16 protein-coding genes are annotated in these 18192 nt (G+C 74.5%); 12 read left to right on the top strand and 4 right to left on the bottom strand.

Annotated elements, in window-relative coordinates:
- Positions 1 to 206: 206 nt before the first annotated feature.
- Complete coding sequence (locus GKC29_RS26685; RefSeq protein ID WP_007075406.1) at positions 207 to 503, top strand: DUF4193 domain-containing protein; 297 nt, start codon at positions 207 to 209, stop codon at positions 501 to 503.
- A gap of 141 nt (positions 504 to 644) precedes the next feature.
- Positions 645 to 1511: a hypothetical protein gene (locus GKC29_RS26680; RefSeq protein WP_230688833.1), complete on the top strand. Its 867-nt coding sequence runs from the start codon at positions 645 to 647 to the stop codon at positions 1509 to 1511.
- A 6-nt stretch (positions 1512 to 1517) separates the two neighbouring features.
- Here GKC29_RS26680 and GKC29_RS26675 read toward each other — a convergent pair whose 3' ends face one another.
- Entirely contained in the window at positions 1518 to 2006 is a 489-nt protein-coding gene (locus GKC29_RS26675) for a DUF3093 domain-containing protein (RefSeq protein ID WP_155333432.1), read from the bottom strand.
- Between the two features lie 84 nt (positions 2007 to 2090).
- Here GKC29_RS26675 and dut point away from each other — a divergent pair, with 84 nt between their 5' ends.
- The 4 genes from dut to GKC29_RS26655 all read left to right on the top strand — a co-directional run bounded on the left by dut (position 2091) and on the right by GKC29_RS26655 (position 4698).
- Positions 2091 to 2603, top strand: coding sequence for a dUTP diphosphatase (gene dut, locus GKC29_RS26670; protein WP_155333431.1), 513 nt, complete (start codon positions 2091 to 2093; stop codon positions 2601 to 2603).
- A gap of 90 nt (positions 2604 to 2693) precedes the next feature.
- Positions 2694 to 3374: a DUF3710 domain-containing protein gene (locus tag GKC29_RS26665; RefSeq protein ID WP_155333430.1), complete on the top strand. Its 681-nt coding sequence runs from the start codon at positions 2694 to 2696 to the stop codon at positions 3372 to 3374.
- A 246-nt stretch (positions 3375 to 3620) separates the two neighbouring features.
- Positions 3621 to 4001 (top strand): OB-fold nucleic acid binding domain-containing protein, encoded by a 381-nt coding sequence (locus GKC29_RS26660; protein WP_155333429.1) that lies wholly within the window; start codon positions 3621 to 3623, stop codon positions 3999 to 4001.
- Positions 4002 to 4020: 19 nt separating this feature from the next.
- The gene (locus GKC29_RS26655) at positions 4021 to 4698 is read left to right on the top strand and encodes a DUF3159 domain-containing protein (RefSeq protein WP_155333428.1); all 678 of its coding nucleotides are present in this window, start codon (positions 4021 to 4023) and stop codon (positions 4696 to 4698) included.
- 79 nt (positions 4699 to 4777) lie between these two features.
- Here GKC29_RS26655 and GKC29_RS26650 read toward each other — a convergent pair whose 3' ends face one another.
- Both GKC29_RS26650 and GKC29_RS26645 read right to left on the bottom strand, forming a co-directional pair.
- On the bottom strand, positions 4778 to 5467 hold the full coding sequence (locus GKC29_RS26650) for a TrkA family potassium uptake protein (protein WP_196255954.1): 690 nt from the start codon (positions 5465 to 5467) through the stop codon (positions 4778 to 4780).
- 2 nt (positions 5468 to 5469) lie between these two features.
- Positions 5470 to 6135: a TrkA family potassium uptake protein gene (locus tag GKC29_RS26645; RefSeq protein WP_155333426.1), complete on the bottom strand. Its 666-nt coding sequence runs from the start codon at positions 6133 to 6135 to the stop codon at positions 5470 to 5472.
- 164 nt (positions 6136 to 6299) lie between these two features.
- Between GKC29_RS26645 and GKC29_RS26640 the strand changes: the two genes are divergently transcribed.
- The 4 genes from GKC29_RS26640 to dxs all read left to right on the top strand — a co-directional run bounded on the left by GKC29_RS26640 (position 6300) and on the right by dxs (position 12943).
- Complete coding sequence (locus GKC29_RS26640; protein WP_155333425.1) at positions 6300 to 8396, top strand: APC family permease; 2097 nt, start codon at positions 6300 to 6302, stop codon at positions 8394 to 8396.
- On the top strand, positions 8393 to 9628 hold the full coding sequence (locus tag GKC29_RS26635) for a class I SAM-dependent RNA methyltransferase (RefSeq protein WP_155333424.1): 1236 nt from the start codon (positions 8393 to 8395) through the stop codon (positions 9626 to 9628). Before GKC29_RS26640 ends, GKC29_RS26635 begins: the two co-directional genes overlap by 4 nt.
- A 52-nt stretch (positions 9629 to 9680) precedes the next feature.
- Positions 9681 to 10883, top strand: a complete 1203-nt coding sequence (locus tag GKC29_RS26630) for an anhydro-N-acetylmuramic acid kinase (RefSeq protein WP_155333423.1) — start codon at positions 9681 to 9683, stop codon at positions 10881 to 10883.
- A 107-nt stretch (positions 10884 to 10990) separates the two neighbouring features.
- Positions 10991 to 12943, top strand: a complete 1953-nt coding sequence (dxs, locus tag GKC29_RS26625) for a 1-deoxy-D-xylulose-5-phosphate synthase (protein ID WP_155333422.1) — start codon at positions 10991 to 10993, stop codon at positions 12941 to 12943.
- A 52-nt stretch (positions 12944 to 12995) separates the two neighbouring features.
- Here the strand turns inward: dxs and GKC29_RS26620 are convergent, their stop codons facing one another.
- On the bottom strand, positions 12996 to 14189 hold the full coding sequence (locus tag GKC29_RS26620) for a hypothetical protein (protein ID WP_155333421.1): 1194 nt from the start codon (positions 14187 to 14189) through the stop codon (positions 12996 to 12998).
- Between the two features lie 141 nt (positions 14190 to 14330).
- Here GKC29_RS26620 and GKC29_RS26615 point away from each other — a divergent pair, with 141 nt between their 5' ends.
- The gene (locus GKC29_RS26615; RefSeq protein WP_155333420.1) at positions 14331 to 16256 is read left to right on the top strand and encodes a hypothetical protein; all 1926 of its coding nucleotides are present in this window, start codon (positions 14331 to 14333) and stop codon (positions 16254 to 16256) included.
- On the top strand, positions 16256 to 18190 hold the full coding sequence (locus GKC29_RS26610; RefSeq protein ID WP_230688831.1) for a hypothetical protein: 1935 nt from the start codon (positions 16256 to 16258) through the stop codon (positions 18188 to 18190). Before GKC29_RS26615 ends, GKC29_RS26610 begins: the two co-directional genes overlap by 1 nt.
- The last annotated feature ends 2 nt before the right edge of the window (positions 18191 to 18192 follow it).

Raw genomic sequence — 18192 nt, 5'->3', positions numbered from 1 at the left:
TACATCTCTGCCACGAGGGCGGTATACATGCCACGCCCAAAGGGGGGGTAAGGTACCGCGCTCGCCGGGGAAGTTTCTCTGGCGGCACCGGCCCGGCACGTCGGGTCGGGTGACCGACACAAGTGGTGGCCGGCCAGCGGAACCGAAACAACGTCGTCCGGCGTTACAACCGGAAGCGACAACATCGACATGGGAGAGTGAAACCGATGGCCACCGACTACGACGCCCCGCGTCGCGACGAGGTCGACCTCGGCGAGGACAGCCTGGAAGAGCTGAAGGCCCGGCGCGTCGACTCACAGTCGGGCGCCGTGGACGTCGACGAGGCCGAGGTGGCGGAGAGCTTCGAGCTGCCCGGCGCCGACCTGGCCGACGAGGAGCTCACGGTCAAGGTGCTGCCGATGCAGCAGGACGAGTTCCGCTGCGCTCGCTGCTTCCTCGTGCACCACCGCAGCCAACTGGCGGTCGAGCGCAACGGCGAACTGATCTGCCGCGAGTGCGTCTGACCGCACGCGGCATCACCGGCGGCGGCTCCCATCCGGGGCCGCCGCTCGTTCCGGTTGCCGTGCGGCGGCCCGGTGGAGCTGCTTGACTCGTGAGGAACGGCCGCCAGGTCGGCGGCGCGTCCACCGGGGAGGTTCGGTGCCATGACCGAGCGGAACGAGCGGGACGTCGCGTCCGGCGCGGCCCCGGCGCGCGCCGCCGACGGATCAGCGGCCGGCGGCGAATCGGCGGCCGGAGGCGAATCGGCGGGTGGCGGCGACGAGTTGGGGGCCACCGTCGCCGCGCTGACGGCCGACGACATCGGGCCGGCGCGTCGCCGCCAACTGCTCGGCCGGCTGGTCGGGCAGGCCCGCGCGCGCAACCTCGGTGACCTGTTCAAGCCGAAGGCGGCCGTGCGCTGGATGGTCGACACGGTCGCCGAGATCGCCCCGCACGTGCCGGTCCGGGACCGGGCCACCCTGCGCCGGCACTTCCCGGACCTGGACGACGAGGCACTGGCCGAACGCCTCATCCGCAACGCCGCCCGGGCGACCGCGGGCGTCGGCGCGGCCGGGGGCGGTGTCGCGACCGTCGAGTGGGCCATCACCCCGACCCTGTTGTCGGCGCCGGTCCTGCTGGCCGCCGAGACGGTCGCCGTGGTGGCGATCGAGCTCAAGCTGACCGGCGAGCTGCACGAGGTCTACGGCGTGCCGCTGCCGCCGGGCCGGGCCCAGCGGTCGGTGGCGCTCGTGCAGGCGTGGGCCACGAAGCGGGGGATCAACCCGATGATGCCGGGCGTCGGCGTGAGCGCCGTACTGGGCACCGCGGCCCGTCGTGAGCTGCGCGACACCCTGCTCCGGCGCTTCGGCCGCAACCTCACCACGCTCGGCCCGTTCCTCACCGGCGCCGCGGTGGCGAGCTACCTCAACCGGCGGGCGACCCGGACGATGGCCGACGAACTCCGCACCGACCTCCGGCGCCGCGCCGGCAGCCTGCCCGGCCCGCCGCCGGCGCTGCCCAAGGCGCCCTGAGCCGGCTCAGCGCCCCGCGGGGCTGGTCCCCGCGGCGTCCCGGGCCGCGAGGAGCGCCTCCGCCAGCTCGACCGGCCGGCGCGTGCTCACCACCCAGAACGGGGTGGGATCGGCCGGGTCGTCCAGCACGACCTGCACCGCACCGGCGATCCACGGCCGCTGCACCACGAACGCCAGCGGGTCGGCGCCCACGCCGAGCACCTCGCGTCGGCCGGCGGCGTCCAGCGGCACGACGTCGGCGACGAAGCGCGCCGGCAGGCGGGCGTCGTCCACCCGCAGCTCGCCCTCCTGGACGGCCAGCCGGATCCGGCCCAGCCACGCCATGCCGGCCACGGCGGCGGGCAGCAGCACCACGAACGGCAGCCACGCCCGGACGCCGGGCGCACCCATCCAGATCTCGGCGGCGAACAGGGCGGCCACGGCCAGCCCACCCACCCAGAGCCACCAGGGCAGGCTCAGCCGTTCGGCGTACGACGGGGACGGGGACACGCTCACGTGGTAAAGGGTACGGCGCACGACGGGCCGGCGACCGGGCAGGATGGCAGGGTCACCCGAGGAACCGGACGGAAGAGGGGAACCGTGACCGACGTCGTACCCGTGCCCGTACGCCAGCTCGACCCCGGGCTACCGCTCCCGGCGTACGCCCATCCCGGCGACGCCGGTGCGGACCTGGTGGCCGCCGCGGACGTCGAGCTGCCACCGGGCGGCCGCGCCCTGGTGCCGACCGGCGTGGCCATCGCGCTGCCGGAGGGGTACGTGGGCCTGGTCCACCCCCGTTCGGGGCTGGCGGCCAGGCTCGGCGTGACCGTGCTCAACGCGCCCGGTACGGTCGACGCCGGCTACCGGGGTGAGATCTTCGTCAACCTGATCAACCATGATCGGGAGACGCCGGCCCGGATCGTCCGCGGCGACCGCATCGCGCAGCTCGTCGTGCAGCGCGTGGCGCGGGCGGAGTTCCAGCCGGTGGCGGAGCTGCCCGCGTCCCGGCGGGGGAGCGGCGGGCACGGCTCCACCGGTGGCCACGCCAACCTGGTGCCGGCGCCCGCCGCACCGGGAACGGACGGCCGGCGGCCGGCGGCCGGGGCGCCGTGACGCGGTACGACCGGCGGCCGGTCCACCAACGGGCGGGCGGACGGACGGAAGAGGTGGCAGGGTGAGTGCGAACAGCGGAGGGTGTGCGCAGTGATCTTCTCCCGAAAGCGGGCCGGTGCCGGGCGGCACACGCGTGACGAGCGGACCGAGGTCCGCGACGCCAACGAGCTGGAGGCACCGGTGATCCCGGAGGCTCCGGCGCGCGGCCCGTACGACGCCAGCGAGGCCCCGTCCGGGGTGCAGCGACTCGACCTGGGCAGCCTGCAGATCCCCGCGGTGCCCGACGTCGAGGTGCGGGTGCAGGCCGACCAGCAGGGGGTGATCCAGCAGGTCGTGCTCGTCCACGGGCAGAACGCTCTCCAGCTCGGCGTCTTCGCCGCCCCGCGCAGCGAGGGCATCTGGGACGAGGTGCGTGAGGAGATCCGCCAGTCCCTCTTCAACGACGGCGCCGCCGCCCAGGAGATCGAGGGCGAGTACGGCACCGAGTTGCAGGCCCGGGTCCGCACCCAGGACGGCATCACCGACCTGCGCTTCGTCGGCGTCGACGGGCCGCGCTGGATGGTGCGCGGCGTCTTCCAGGGCGACGCGGCGACCAACCCGGCCGCGGCCGGCCCGCTGGCCACCTGCCTGGAGGGCCTGGTGGTCGACCGGGGCCACGAGGCGAAGCCGGTCCGCGAGCCACTGCCGCTGCGGCTGCCCCGGGAGGTCGCCGAGCAGGCCGGCCCGGGCGACGCCGCCACGGCCGCCGCCGGCGAGGCCCGGGAAGCCTAGGGTCCGCCCGGCCGATCTCGTCGAACCGAGGCGAGGTCCAGGCGACGGTCCGGCCAGGCGACAGCCGCCCGGGCCCGGGTCCCAGCCGGCCGCGCCGGGACGGCGACGCGGGCCCGGCCGGACGTCCACCGCCCGCGCCGGTGCCGGCCGTGTCGGCGTACGCTGGCGGAGCGGTCCCGGCGTCGTCGGGGCCGGTCCACTACCGGCCCCGGGCCGGGCCAGCGTGGGAAGGGTGACGCGGAGGTCATGTCGACCGACGAGCGGCGGGGTTCATTGCGGCGCATGCTGCGACGGCTCACCGCGAGCGAGGCGGAGATCGAGGCGCAGGAGCTGCGCCGGGAGAGCGCCGAGCACGGCGGTGTGCCGGCCCGGCAGTGCAGCCGGGGCGAGGTGGTCTCGGTGTCCGGCCGGCTCCGCACGGTGGTCTACACCCCCCGGACGAACCTGCCCACGCTGGAGGCGGACCTCTACGACGGCAGCGACGTGGTGACCCTGGTGTGGCTGGGACGGCGGCACATCTCCGGCATCGAGCCCGGACGGCACCTGACCGCGCGCGGCCGGGTGGCCGTGCGGGACGACCGCAAGGTCATCTACAACCCGTACTACGAGTTGGAACCGCCGAAGTGACCCGGACGGAAGGCACGCGATGACGACGGGACAGCACCGGGCGGCCCAGCCGGGCGCCGGGCCGGACGAAGAGGAGCCGCTGCCGACCATCGCCGAGCAGATGGCCGACCAGTTGGGCGGCTGGCGGGGCCTGCTGGAGTCCAGTATCCCGGTGGTGGTCTTCGTGGTGGCCAACATCGTCGGCGACCTGCGTCCGGCGGTGATCGCCTCGGTGGCGGTGGCGGTCGCGATCGCCGCCCTACGGCTGGCGCAGCGGCGGCCGATCCGGCACGCGGTCAACGGGCTGTTCGGCATCGCCATCGGCGCCGCGATCGCCTGGCGGACCGGCGACGAACGGGACTTCTACCTTCCCGGCATCCTCTACGGCATCGGCTACGGCGTGGCGCTGCTGGTCTCGGCGGCGATCCGGCAGCCCCTGGTGGGCTGGATCTGGTCGGTGCTGGTGGCCAAGGGCCGCTCCGACTGGCGGCAGGACCCCCGCCTGGTGCGCACGTTCACCGGGCTCACCGTGCTGTGGGGCGTGGTCTGGCTGGCGAAGGTCGGCGTCCAGGCCGGCCTCTACCTCGCCCAGCAGGACACCGCGCTGGGCGTGGCCCGGCTGGTGCTGGGCTACCCGCCGTACGTGCTGCTGTTGCTGATCACCGTCTGGACGGTGCGGCGGGTGACCCACGAGTCGTCGCCGGCGTCGACGGCCTGACGGTCGGCCCGGCGTGCCCTGACGGACCTGACGGTCGGCCCGACCGTGCCCTGACGGAACGGCCGGGCGGCCCCGGCGGTCAGCGGGACTCGCGGGTCCGCTCGACGCTGTCCGGACCCAGCACCACCGCGCGGACGGCGTCCTCCACCTCGGCGGTGCACACGAAGATCAGCTCGTCGCCCGCCTCGATGGGGTCGTCCGGGCTGGGCACCAGCACGCGCTTACCCCGCAGGATCGCCACCAGCGCGGAGTCGCGCGGCAGCGGCACGTCCCGCAGCGGCTGGCCGACGTACGGGGCGGTCGGCGGCAAGGTGATCTCGACGAGGTTCGCCTCGCCCTGCCGGAAGGTCATCAGGCGGACCAGGTCGCCCACCGTGACCGCCTCCTCGACCAGGGCGGCCATCACGCGCGGCTTGCTGACCGCGACGTCCACGCCCCACTGCTCGGTGAAGAGCCACTCGTTCTCGGCCCGGTTGATCCGGGCGACCACCCGGGGGACCGCGAACTCGGTCTTGGCCAGCAGCGAGACCACCAGGTTGACCTTGTCGTCGCCGGTGGCGGCGACGACGACGTCGCAGCCGGCGACGTCGGCCTCCTCCAGGCTGGCGAGCTCGCACGCGTCGGCCAGCACCCACTCCGCGTCCGGAACCCGGTCCGGGCGGAGCATCTTGGGCTGGCGTTCGATCAGCATGACCTGGTGGCCGTTGTCGATCAGCTCCTGGGCGATGGAGCGACCCACGTTGCCGGCGCCCGCGATGGCGACCCGCATGGTCACTGCCCCCCTTCCGGCGGACGCGCCGCCACCGCGGTGACGGTGTTCACGATGTCGTCGGTGACCAGCATGAAGACCTGGTCACCCTCCTGCACGACGGTGGACGGCGTGGGCAGCGTGCCGATGCCGAACCGGATGAGGTACGCCACCCGGGCGCCCGTCGCCTCCTCCAGCCCGCGCACGGGCCGGCCGATCCAGTCCTTGTGGAGCGGCACCTCGACGATCGACACGGTGCTCGTCGCGTCGCGGAAGATCTCCACGGTGCCCTCGGGCACCAGGTGCCGCAGCATCCGATCGGCCGTCCAGCGCACCGTGGCCACGGTCGGGATGCCGAGGCGTTCGTAGACCTGCGCCCGGCGCTGGTCGTAGATGCGGGCGGCCACCCGCGTGACACCGAAGGTCTCCCGGGCCAGCCGCGCCGAGATGATGTTGGAGTTGTCGCCGCTCGAGACGGCTGCGAACGCGTCCGCCCGTTCGATGCCGGCCTGCCGGAGCACGTCGCCGTCGAAGCCGGCGCCGGTCACGGTGATCCCGGCGAAGTCCGGGCCGAGCCGACGGAAGGCGTCGGCGTCCTGGTCGATCACCGCCACCGAGTGCCCGCGGACCTCCAGGCTGTGCGCGAGGGTCGAGCCGACCCGCCCACAGCCCATGATCACCACATGCACCGCGTTCCTCCTCAGAGTCCGCACCCGCTCCGACCGGTGAGCGGTCGTCTGCGAGCCTGCCACGTTCCCGGGGCGGGCGCGGACCGACGGTACTCCGCTGGTACACACTTCCGTGATCGGCTACCCCTGCGGGTCCGATCCGGGTGGTCGTACGCTTGGCGGTTGTGGCCAGACCCACCTCGCTGCTGAAGCGGCTGCTCCTCGGTCGACCGTTCCGGTCCGACCGCCTCCAGCACACCCTCCTGCCCAAGCGCATCGCCCTGCCCGTCTTCGCCTCCGACGCCCTCTCCAGCGTCGCGTACGCGCCCGACGAGATCCTGCTGACGCTCTCCATCGCGGGCGCGTCGGCGTACCTCTTCTCGCCGTGGGTCGCCCTCGCGGTCGTCGTGGTCATGTTGACCGTGGTGGCGAGCTACCGCCAGAACGTGCACGCCTACCCGTCCGGCGGGGGCGACTACGAGGTGGCCACGGTGAACCTCGGGCCGCGCGCCGGCGTCGGGGTGGCCAGCGCGCTGCTGGTCGACTACGTCCTGACCGTCGCGGTGTCGGTCTCCTCCGGCGTGGCCAACCTCGGCTCGGTGGTGCCGTTCGTGGCGACCCACAAGGTGGGCGTCGCGGTCACGGCGGTGGTGCTGCTGAGCGCGATGAACCTGCGCGGTCTCCGGGAGTCGGGCAAGGCCTTCGCGATCCCGACGTACGGCTTCGTGATCGTGATCGGCGCGATGCTCCTGACCGGCCTGATCCGGATCTTCGTGCTGGGCCACGACCTGCGCGCGCCGAGCGCCGACCTGGTCATCCAGGCCGAGCACAGCGTGACCGGCTTCGCGCTGGTGTTCCTCCTGCTGCGCACGTTCTCGTCCGGCTGCGCCGCGCTCACCGGCGTGGAGGCCATCTCCAACGGGGTGCCCGCGTTCAAGGCGCCGAAGAGCCGCAACGCGGCGACCACGCTGCTGCTGCTCGGCGCCACCGCGGTCAGCATGCTGGTCGGGATCATCTGGCTGTCCCGGCTGACCGGCCTCCAGTTCGTCGAGGACCCGGTGCTGCAGATCGTGTCCGGCCCCGAGGGGTACGTGCAGAAGACGGTGACCACGCAGCTCGGCGAGACGGTCTTCGGCTCCGGGTCGGTGCTGCTGTTCGTGGTGGCCGGGGCCACCGCACTGATCCTCTTCCTGGCCGCGAACACCGCGTTCAACGGCTTCCCGGTGCTCGGGTCGATCCTCGCCCAGGACCGCTACCTGCCCCGGCAGCTGCACACCCGCGGTGACCGGCTCGCCTTCTCCAACGGCATCCTCTTCCTGGCCGTCTTCGCGATCGTGCTGATCGTCGGCTTCCAGGCCGAGGTGACCAGGCTGATCCAGCTCTACATCGTCGGCGTCTTCGTGTCGTTCACGCTGTCCCAGGCCGGCATGATCCGGCACTGGAACCGGCACCTGAAGACCGAACGGGACCCCGAGGCACGCCGGCGGATGGTCCGGTCCCGGGCGATCAACAGCTTCGGCATGGCGATGACCGGTACCGTCCTGGTGATCGTGCTGGTCACCAAGTTCCTGCTGGGCGCGTGGATCGCCATCGCGGCGATGGCGGTCATCTACGGGCTGATGCTGGCCATCCGGCGGCACTACGACCGCGTCGCGGTCGAGCTGGTCCCGGACGAGGGGCGGCCGGTGCTGCCCGCCCGCAACCACGCGGTCGTGCTGGTCAGCAAGGTGCACCAGCCCACGCTGCGGGCGATCGCCTACGCGCAGGCCACCCGGCCGGACAGCCTGACCGCCGTCACGGTCAACGTCGACGACAAGGACACCCGGCAGTTGCAGGCCGAGTGGGAACGGCGGAACGTGCCGGTGCCGCTGACGGTGATCGACTCGCCGTACCGGGAGATCACCCGGCCGATCATCAACTATGTGGCCGACGTCCGCCGGCAGTCGCCCCGCGACGTCGTCACCGTCTTCATCCCGGAGTACGTCGTCGGTCGGTGGTGGGAGAACCTGCTGCACAACCAGAGCGCGCTGCGGCTCAAGGGGCGCCTGCTCTTCGAGCCCGGGGTGATGGTGACCAGCGTGCCGTGGCAGCTCGCCTCGACCGCGAACAAGAACCTGGACCGCCTCGACGCCACGCTCAGCCGTACCCCGGCCCGCGGGCCCCGGGTGGCGCCCCGCGGCACCCTGCCGCCGACCGTCCCGCCGGTGGTCTCCGCCCCGCCCGGGGAGAGCTCCGGCCGCTCGGGCGGCGGCGACGCGCCGGCCGGCGGGGGCAGCCGGTGACGGGCGGCGGCCGCGGGCTGGAGGAGGCCGAGCGGGTCGAGCTGACCGTCGGGGCGGTCGCACCCGGCGGGCACTGCGTCGCCCGCGTCGACGGGCAGGTGGTGTTCGTCCGGCACGCGCTGCCCGGGGAACGCGTGGTGGCCGAGGTCACCGAGGTGCACCGGGGGTTCGTCCGGGCCGACGCGGTGACGGTGCTGGCGCCGGCCCCGGAGCGGGTCGAGCCGCCCTGCCGGTACGCGAAACCCGGCCGCTGCGGCGGCTGCGATCTCCAGCACGTGGCGCCGGAGGCCCAGCTCGACTGGAAGGCGGCGGTGGTCCGCGAGCAGCTCAGCCGCCTCGGCGGGTTGACCGCCGCGGAGCTGGACACGCTGGCCGTCCGGGTCACACCGCTCCCGGGCGGTCCGCTGGGCTGGCGCTCCCGGGTCCGGTACGCGGTCGACGCCGCCGGCCGTGCCGGCCTGCTCAAGCACCGCTCGCACGAGGTGGTGCCGATCGACCGGTGCCTGATCGCCCACCCGGCGATCCAGACCCTGCCGGTGCTCACGCCCAGCGGCACCCGGTGGCCGGACGCGGACGCCGTCGAGACGGTCGCCTCGACCGGCGGGGACCTGGCGGTGACCGCCCTCAGCAACGGGGTGCCCCGGCCGGTGAGCGGGCCGGAGCGGGTCCGCGAGCAGGCCGCCGGCCGCCGGTGGACGTTGCCCGCGTCGTCGTTCTGGCAGGTCCACCCGGCGGCGGCCGACACCCTGGTGGAGGCGGTGCTGGCCCAGCTCGCGCCGCTGCCGGGCGAGACGGCCTGGGACCTGTACGGCGGCGCCGGCCTGTTCGCCGCGGCGCTGGCCGGCCGGGTCGGCGAGGACGGGCGGGTCACGCTGGTCGAGGCGGCCGGGGCGGGCGTCACCGCGGCCCGGGAGAACCTGCGGGACCTGCCCCAGGTCGGGATCGTGCCGGGCCGGGTCGAGGCTGTGCTGGCCCGCCGGCGGGTCACCGGCCCGGTGGACGTGGTGGTGCTCGACCCACCCCGCTCCGGGGCCGGGGCCCGGGTGGTGCGGGCGGTGGCCGCCGCCGGCCCGCGAGCCGTGGCGTACGTGGCCTGCGATCCGGCCGCCTTCGCGCGGGACGTGCGCACCTTCGCCGGGCTGGGCTGGCGGCTGGCCGACCTGCGTGGCTTCGACCTGTTCCCGATGACGCAGCACGTGGAGCTGGTCGGGCTGCTGCTGCCGTCCGGCTGAATGTTAGGAAGGGACCCTTCCTCTACCGCAGACGTTAAGAAGGGACCCTTCCTTGCGCATCGTCGGGTTGATGTCGGGGACGTCGTATGACGGGGTGGATGTGGTTGCGGCCGAGTTCACGCTCGACGGGGACACGCTCTGGTTGACACCGCTCGGGCACCGGGGCATCGACTACGACGACGGGCTGCGGGCCGAGATCGGGACGCTGCTGCCGCCCGCGGCCACCACCGTCGAGGCGGCCTGCCGGCTGGACAACCGGCTCGGCGAGGTCTTCGCCGAGGCGGCGGCGGTCGGCGTGGAGCTGGCCGGCGGCGCCGTCGACGCGGTCGTGTCGCCGGGGCAGACGGTCTTCCACTGGGTCGACCGTGGCGTGGTCCGGGGCACCCTCCAGCTGGGCGCGCCGGCGCGGGTGGCGGCCCGGGTGGGCGTACCCGTGCTCAGCGACCTGCGCTCGGCGGACGTCGCGGCCGGTGGTCAGGGCGCGCCGCTGGTGCCGGCCTTCGACGCCCTGCTGCTCGCGCCGGCGCCGGCGGCACGGCCCGGCGACGCCGGGACACCGGACCCGGCGCAGACCGCGCGCGCGGCCCTCAACCTGGGTGGCATCGCGAACCTCACGGTGGTCGCGCCGGGCGCGCCCGTCCTCGGGTACGACGTGGGGCCCGCCAACGCGCTGCTCGACGCGGCCGCTCGCCGCTTCCTCGGCCGGCCGTGCGACCTCGACGGCGCCGTGGCGGCGGCCGGTCGCGTGCACACCGGCCTGCTGGACCTGCTGCTCGCCGAGCCGTACTACGCGGCACCGCCGCCGAAGTCGACCGGCAAGGAGCTGTTCCACGCCGGCTACCTGGACGACCGGCTCGCCGCCCTCGGCGAACCGGTGCCGGTCGACGACCTGCTCGCGACGCTCACCGAGCTGACCGCACGGGTGGTCGCCGCCGAGTGCGACCGGCACGGTGTCGTCGAGGTGGTCGCGGCCGGCGGGGGAGTGCGCAATCCCACACTGACCGCCCGCCTGGCCGCGCTCGGGGCGGGCCGGTGGCGGCTGCGAACCACCGACGAGCTGGGCGTCCCGGCGCAGGCGAAGGAGGCGTACGCGTTCGCCCTCCTGGGCTGGCTCTCCTGGCACGGGCTGCCCGGCGCCCTGCCGTCGGTGACCGGCGCCACCCGGGCCGCCGTGCTGGGCTCCTGGACGCCCGCCGGCCCCGCGTACGGCGCAGAACCCGCCCGGCCACCGCGTGCGCTGCGGGTGCGCACCTGACCCGGCGCTCAGGGCGACGACCGCGCGGGCGTCGCCGCGCCCCGCGCCGACCTGCGAGGATCCCGGCGGAGCTGCGAAGTGTCGCGAGGCCGATAGACTCTCCGGTCATGAGTGTTGAACAGGACACGGCCCACCACGCCGGGCTGCTGGCCGCCGTGCGCGGTCCGCAGGACGTCAAGCGGATGTCCGCCGAGCAGCTGGGCATCCTCGCCGCCGAGATCCGTGACTTCCTGGTCGCCAAGGTTTCCCGCACCGGCGGTCACATCGGCCCCAACCTGGGCGTCGTGGAGCTGACCCTCGCGCTGCACCGGGTCTTCGACTCCCCCCGGGACCGGCTCCTGTTCGACACCGGCCACCAGGCGTACGTGCACAAGATCCTCACCGGCCGGCAGGTCGGCTTCGACAAGCTGCGCCAGCGCGGCGGGCTCTCCGGCTACCCGAACCAGGCCGAGAGCGAGCACGACCTGATCGAGAACTCGCACGCCTCCACCGCCCTGTCGTACGCCGACGGCCTCGCCAAGGCGTACGCCCTGCGCGGCGAGTCGCGCGCGGTGGTCGCCGTGGTCGGTGACGGCGCGCTCACCGGCGGCATGTGCTGGGAGGCGTTGAACAACATCGCCACCGCCGGCAACCCCCTCGTGATCGTGGTCAACGACAACGGCCGGTCGTACTCGCCGACCATCGGCGGCCTCGCCGACCACCTCTCCTCGCTGCGGCTCAACCCCGGCTACGAGAAGGTGCTCGACACCGTCAAGGAGGCCCTCGGCTCGACCCCGCTGGTCGGCAAGCCGATGTACGAGGTGCTGCACGCGGTCAAGAAGGGCATCAAGGACGCGGTCGCCCCGCAGGCCATGTTCGAGGACCTCGGCATCAAGTACGTGGGCCCGGTCGACGGGCACGACGTCGCCGCCGTCGAGGGCGCGCTGCGCGCCGCGAAGAACTTCGGCGGCCCGGTGATCGTGCACGCGGTCACCCGCAAGGGGTACGGCTACCGCCCGGCCGAGGAGGACGAGGCGGACTGCCTGCACGGCCCCGGTGGCGCCTTCGACGTCGAGACGGGTCAGCTGGTCGCCGCGCCGTCGGTGAAGTGGACGCACGTCTTCGGCGAGGAGCTGGTCGCGATCGCCGACGAGCGGCCCGACGTGGTGGGCATCACCGCCGCCATGGCCGAACCGACCGGCATCGCCAAGCTCGCCCGCAAGCACCCGGAGCGGGTGTACGACGTGGGCATCGCAGAGCAGCACGCCGCCACCTCGGCCGCCGGCCTCGCGATGGGCGGCCTGCACCCCGTGGTGGCCGTCTACGCGACCTTCCTGAACCGGGCGTTCGACCAGGTCCTGCTGGACGTGGCGATGCACCGGCTGCCGGTGACCTTCGTGCTCGACCGCGCCGGGATCACCGGCCCCGACGGGCCGAGCCACTACGGTATCTGGGACATGTCCGTCTTCGGCGTCGTGCCGGGCCTGCGCATCGCCGCCCCCCGGGACGCCGCCACGCTCCGCGAGGAACTGCGCGAGGCGGTCGCCGTCGACGACGGGCCGACCATCGTCCGCTTCCCGACCGGCGCCGTCGCCGCCGACCTGCCGGCGCTGCGCCGGGTCGGGCCGGTCGACGTGCTCGCCGAGTCGCCGCGCACCGACGTGCTGCTCGTCGCGGTCGGCTCCTTCGGCCAGCTCGGCATGGAGGTGGCCACCCGGGTCGCCGAGCAGGGCTACGGCGTCACCGTGGTCGACCCGCGCTGGGTCCGGCCGGTCCCGGCCGAACTGGTCGAGCTGGCCGCCGCGCACCGGCTCGTGGTCACCGTCGAGGACGGCGTCCGGGTCGGCGGCGTCGGCGACGCGCTCGCTCAGGCGCTGCGGGACGCCGACGTCCAGGTGCCGCTGAAGGACCTGGGTGTGCCGGCCGCGTGGCACCCGCATGGCACCCGCGCGCAGATCCTCGCCGACCTCGGCCTGACCGCCCAGGACGTGGCCCGTGACGTCACCGGCTGGATCTCCCGGCTCGACGTCGAGCCCGTCGAGCCGGTCGTCGCCACGGACGACGCCGCGGCACCGAACTGATCCTGGCTCTCCCGACGGCGGGCGCCCCACCCGGGGCCGCCCGCCGTCGCCGCTAACCGGGGGCGGTCAGGGAGCGGTAGTGGGTCTTGTCGGCGGTGGCCAGGCTGACCGTCAGGCGGTCCGCGCCGAGGGGAAGGACCGCCAGGCCGGGGCGGTCGACCAGGCGTGGCGTGCCCGGCGGGGTCGACAGCGAGGTCTCGCGGTTCGACCGCCAGGTCAGCACGGCCAGCGGCCGTCCGGGCAGCGGCAGCACGTACGCCTGCAACGGCGCCGCCCGGTCGGCGGGTGACGCCACCGGCGTGCCGCCGGCCGGCCGGTACACCACGGCCGTCATCGTGCCGTCGGCCGTCTCCCAGGTGAGCTGCTGCACCTCGCCGGGCTGGCCGCCGCCGACCGCGAGCTCGCCCACGGTGCGGACGGCCAGCTTCGCCATCGGCCAGGACGCCGGCACCGAGTCCCGGGATTCCCGGTCGCCGACCCGCCGCCGGACACTGCCGAACGGGCCGTCCTCGCCGGCCAGCGAACAGGTGTCCAGACCGGCCAGGGCGCGCCGGCCGGAGCCGGCCTCGTCGCGTACCAGGGGGTACCGCGGTGCCTCCGTGCCGGTGCCGAGGTCGAGCAACCGGTCGGTGGCCCGGCCCCGGGGCAGCGACTCGGTGGCGCGCAGGGTGGCCGTCACCGGCACCGCGGCGCAGGCCGGCACGCCGACCGGCCCGCTCAGGCCGTCGGTGACCGCGAGAGCACGGCCGTCCGGGCCGAGCACCCGCTGGACCCGGGCGGACACCAGGTAGCGCCGCCCCTCGGCGGTGCGCACCGGCAGCACGTCCGAGTAGACCAGGTAGCCGGGATCGGTGTACTCGGTGGCGTGGGTGACCGCGTACCGCCCGTCCCGCGCCGTGACCTGGAGCAGCCACGAGGCGCTCTCGCCCGGCACGCTCGCGGCGACCAGGGCCAGCGGCGCGCCGTCGACCTCACCGGCCCAGAGGACACCGGAGGAGGGCAGGTGCACCTGGTCGTCGACGGGTGACCGCCAGTCGCGGACCGCGGCGGTCACGGCCGCCGTCATCTCCGCGTTCCCGGCGAGGGCGCCCCGCGCCGGCCAGACGGTGAGCGAGCCGTCCCGGCTGTCGTAGCCCGCCCGCAGGTCGCCCGGCTGCCGGTCGGCGACCGGCCCGCAGGCGGTCACGGTCGTCAGCAGGGCCAGCAGGGCGGCGACCGTCCTGCCGGGCCGGCGAGCTGGAGCCACCTGTCCGCCCCCTCGTCCGCCTCGACCATCGTCTGCGAAGCGCCATAGTACGAGATGCCGCGCCCGGCCCGTTCACCGCCCACATGGGACCCTCCGGTGACTTTGGTGTGAATTTACCCGCTCGGGTAGACTCCGCCGACTGTGACGCCTGCCGACACCCGCGCCGAGCCCGACCGGGAAACCGCCGCCCCGGCCGGCCCCGATCCACTCGCCCCCGACGTGGACGGCGCGGCCGGCGCCGACGGCGCCACGGTGAACGGACGTACGCCCTCCGTGACCGCACCGGCGCCGACGCCCGCTTCCGTTCTCCCCTTGCTCCGCCGGCTGCCGCGGTGGACGCCCCGCCGGCAGCACCTCGCGGTGGTCGGTGCGTTCCTGCTCGCCGCGCTGTGGGTGACCAGCCGGATCTGGGCCGACCCGGCCGGCCGGGTGGCCGCGCTCTACAGCAGCGACCCGGCCCAGGTGCAGTTCTTCCTGGCCCACTCGGTACGCGTGGTGCTGCACGGCGAGTTCCCGTTCTTCACCGAGCAGTTCAACTACCCGGACGGGGTCAACCTGATGGCCAACACGGCCATCCTCGCGCTCGGCATCCCGATGGTGCCGGTGACCCTCCTCTTCGGCCCGGCGGTGACGTTCGTGCTGCTGGTGACGCTCGCCCTCGCCGGCACCGCCACCGCCTGGTACGTCGTGCTCTCCCGGCACGTCGTCCACAGTCGCCTGGGCGCGGCCGTCGGCGGCTGGTTCTGCGGGTTCTCGCCGGCGATGCTGTCGCACGCCAACTGGCACCCCAACATCATCAGCCAGTTCCTGCTGCCGTTCATCGTGTGGCGGGTGCTGGTCATCACCCGCTCGCGCCGCCCGTACCGCGACGGGGCGCTGCTGGCCCTGCTGGTGACCGTCCAGGCGTTCATCAACGAGGAGATCCTGCTCTTCACCGCCCTGGCCTGCGGGGTGTTCCTGCTCGCGGTGGTGGCCCAGCGTCCGGCGCTGTGGTCGGCGGCCTGGCGTCCCCTGCTGAAGGCGCTCGCGACCTGCACCGCCGTGGCGGGGTCGCTGCTGGCGTACCCGCTGTACGTCCAGTTCGCCGGGCCGATGGCGTACCACGGCCTGAGTGACGCGGTACGCGACTACGGCAACGACATCGCCGCCTTCGTCGCCCAGGGGTCGCCGACCCTCGGCGGCCACCAGCGGGCCAACGTCAACCTCGCCCCGAACTACTCGGAGGAGAACGCCTTCTTCGGGTGGAGCCTCGCCCTCATCGCCGTCGGCATCGTGCTCTGGCTGCGGAACGAGGTCGTGGTCCGGGCGCTCGCGGTGACCGGGGTGTTCTTCGCGGTGCTGTCGCTCGGGGAGCGGGTCTCGTGGTGGGACCGGGAGATCGCCGTCGGGCCCTGGGAGTGGCTGGTCCGGCTGCCACTGCTCGACGCGGTCGTGCCGACCCGGTTCGGGCTCATCACCTCCGTGGTCGTCGGCCTGCTGCTCGCGCTCGCCGTCGAGCGCTCCCGCACGCTGCCGGTGGAACGGCGTACCCTGCGGACACTCACCGCCGCCGGGCTGGTCCTCGCACTGCTGCCGATCGCGCCCATGCCCCTGCAGGTGACGTCGCGACCGGCGGTGCCCGACTTCATCACCGCCGACCGGTGGCGCGGCTACGTCGGCCCGGACCAGACGCTGGTGCCGATCCCGGTGCCGAACATGGGCAACACCCACGGCATGCGCTGGGCCGCCGCGACGAACCTCGACTTCAAGATCCCCGGTGGCTACTTCCTGGCCCCGCGCAACGGCAACACCGGCGACCCGGGTCGCTTCGGCGGCCGGCCGAGCGGCATGGGGCAGCTGCTGGAGGAGGTCGCCACCACCGGGCGTACGCCGAAGCTGGACGACCGGCAGCGCCGGCGCTCGCTGGACGACCTGCGGTACTGGCGGGCGGCGATCCTGGTGCTCCCGATGGACCAGCACCATGTCGAGCCACTGCGCCAGACCGTCGAGCAGTTGGTCGGCCCGGGCCGCCGGGAGCTGGACGTCTGGGTCTGGGACGTCCGCGCGTTGACCGACGCGACGGCCTGATGTCGGTCCGCACCACGGCCGACACCCGACCGGACGGACGTCCCCGGCTGCCGGTGTGGACCCCCGCCCGCACCGGGCCGGACGGGCGCTCGCGGCTGCCCTCGTGGATCCCGGACGCCCTGGTGGTCGCCGGTTACGTCGCCCTCGCGGCGCTGCTCACCGCGCGGCAGTGGGGCCGGCCGGACCGGCTGTTCCACCAGGCCGGCGACCAGATCCTGTTCGAGTGGATGCTCGCCCGTGCGGCGCGGGCCGTGGTCGACGGGGAGAACCCGTTGTACGCCACGGCGCTCAACGCCCCGGACGGCGTCAACCTGATGGCCAACACCTCGGTGCTGGGGCTGGGAGTGCCACTCACCCCGGTGACCCTGTTCCTCGGGTCGCAGGTGGCGTTCCTGGTGGCCGTAGCGGCCTGCCTCGCCGGCACCGCCACCGCCTGGTACGTGCTGCTGCGGCGCCGGTTCGTCGACTCCCGGGTGGCCGCGGCGCTGGGCGGTCTCGTCTGCGGTTTCGCCCCCGGCATGGTCGCCCACGCGGGCGCGCACCTGCACATGGCGGCCCAGTTCCTGGTGCCCGCGATCCTGGCGGCGGTGTTCCCCGCCGACGGCCGCCGCGTCGTCCGGCCCGGGGTGTGGCTCGGTCTCCTCGTGGCGTACCAGGCGTTCCTCGGCGAGGAGGTGCTGCTCTTCCTCGCGCTCGCCGCCGGGGTGTTCGTGCTGGCGTACGCCGCCGCGGACCGGCGCGCGGCCCGGGCGGCGGCGCCCGCACTGCTCGGCCGGCTCGGGGTGGGCACGGCGGTGGCGGCGCCGCTGCTGGCGTACCCGCTGTGGTTCCAGTTCGCCGGCCCGGGCAGCTACCAGGGGATGCCGTTCCACGCCGACACGTTCAAGTTGGACCTGGCCTCCTACACCGCCTCGGCGCGGCAGACCGTCCTCGGCGACGAGTACCTGCCCGGGCTGCTCGCCCCCAACCCCACCGAGGAGAACTCCTTCTTCGGGCCGGGCCTGCTGGTCCTCGCCGTGGTCGCCGTCGTCTGGCTCCGGCGTCGGCCGCTGGTCCGGGCACTCGCCGTCTGCGGCGTGCTGTTCGCGCTGCTGTCACTCGGTACCGAGGTACGCCTCGACGGCCAGGCGACCGGGCTGCCCGGGCCGTACCGGCTGCTCGTCGGCGTACCCCTGCTCGACCTCGCGGTGCCCGCCCGCCTGGCCCTGGTCTGCGTGCCGGTGCTCGGCATCCTGCTCGCCCTCGCGACGGATCGGGTCCGCGCCGCCACCGCCGGCGCCCCGGGGCCGGCCGGCGGCGGCGCGGATCCGTCCGAAGCCCCTGCGGGAGCGGCCGGCGGCGGTCCGGAGCCGGCCGGCGGTCGGGGCTCCAACTCCGGGTTGGTGGCCCACGCCCGGCCCGCCGTGCCGGTGCGGCTGCTCTGGGGCGGCGCGGTCGCGGCCGCGTTGCTTCCGCTGGCACCCACGCCGATCCGGACCGTGCCGGTCTGGCCGGTGCCGGCCTTCGTCGCCGACGGCGGCTGGCGGGCGTACGTCCCGCCCGGCCGGACCGTCGTGCCCGTGCCGCCGGTGACCGGCGCCGGGGCGAGCCCGGGAATGCTCTGGTCGGCGCGCACCGGGCTGGCCTTCGACGCGCCCGGCGGGTTCTTCATCGGCCCGACCGCGGCGGAGGACCCGACCGCCCGCTGGGGCGCCCCGGACCGTCCCACGTCGGTGCTGCTGCGCCGGGTCGCGGAGACGGGCGAAATGCCGGCCGTGACCGACGTCGAGCGCCGGCAGGCGGTCGAGGACCTGCGGCACTGGCGCGCCGCCGTGGTCGTCCAGGGTGGACTGCACCTGGGTTACCCGGTCAAGCACACGCTCGACGCGCTGCTCGGGCCGGGCCGCGAGGTCGGCGGCGCGTGGGTGTGGGACGTTCGGCCGCTAATCGGCTGACG

Source organism: Micromonospora sp. WMMC415, assembly GCF_009707425.1.
GTDB lineage: Bacteria > Actinomycetota > Actinomycetes > Mycobacteriales > Micromonosporaceae > Micromonospora.
The sequence above is the reverse complement of the archived record's forward strand: the minus strand, read 5'-3'. Positions and strand labels throughout refer to the sequence as shown.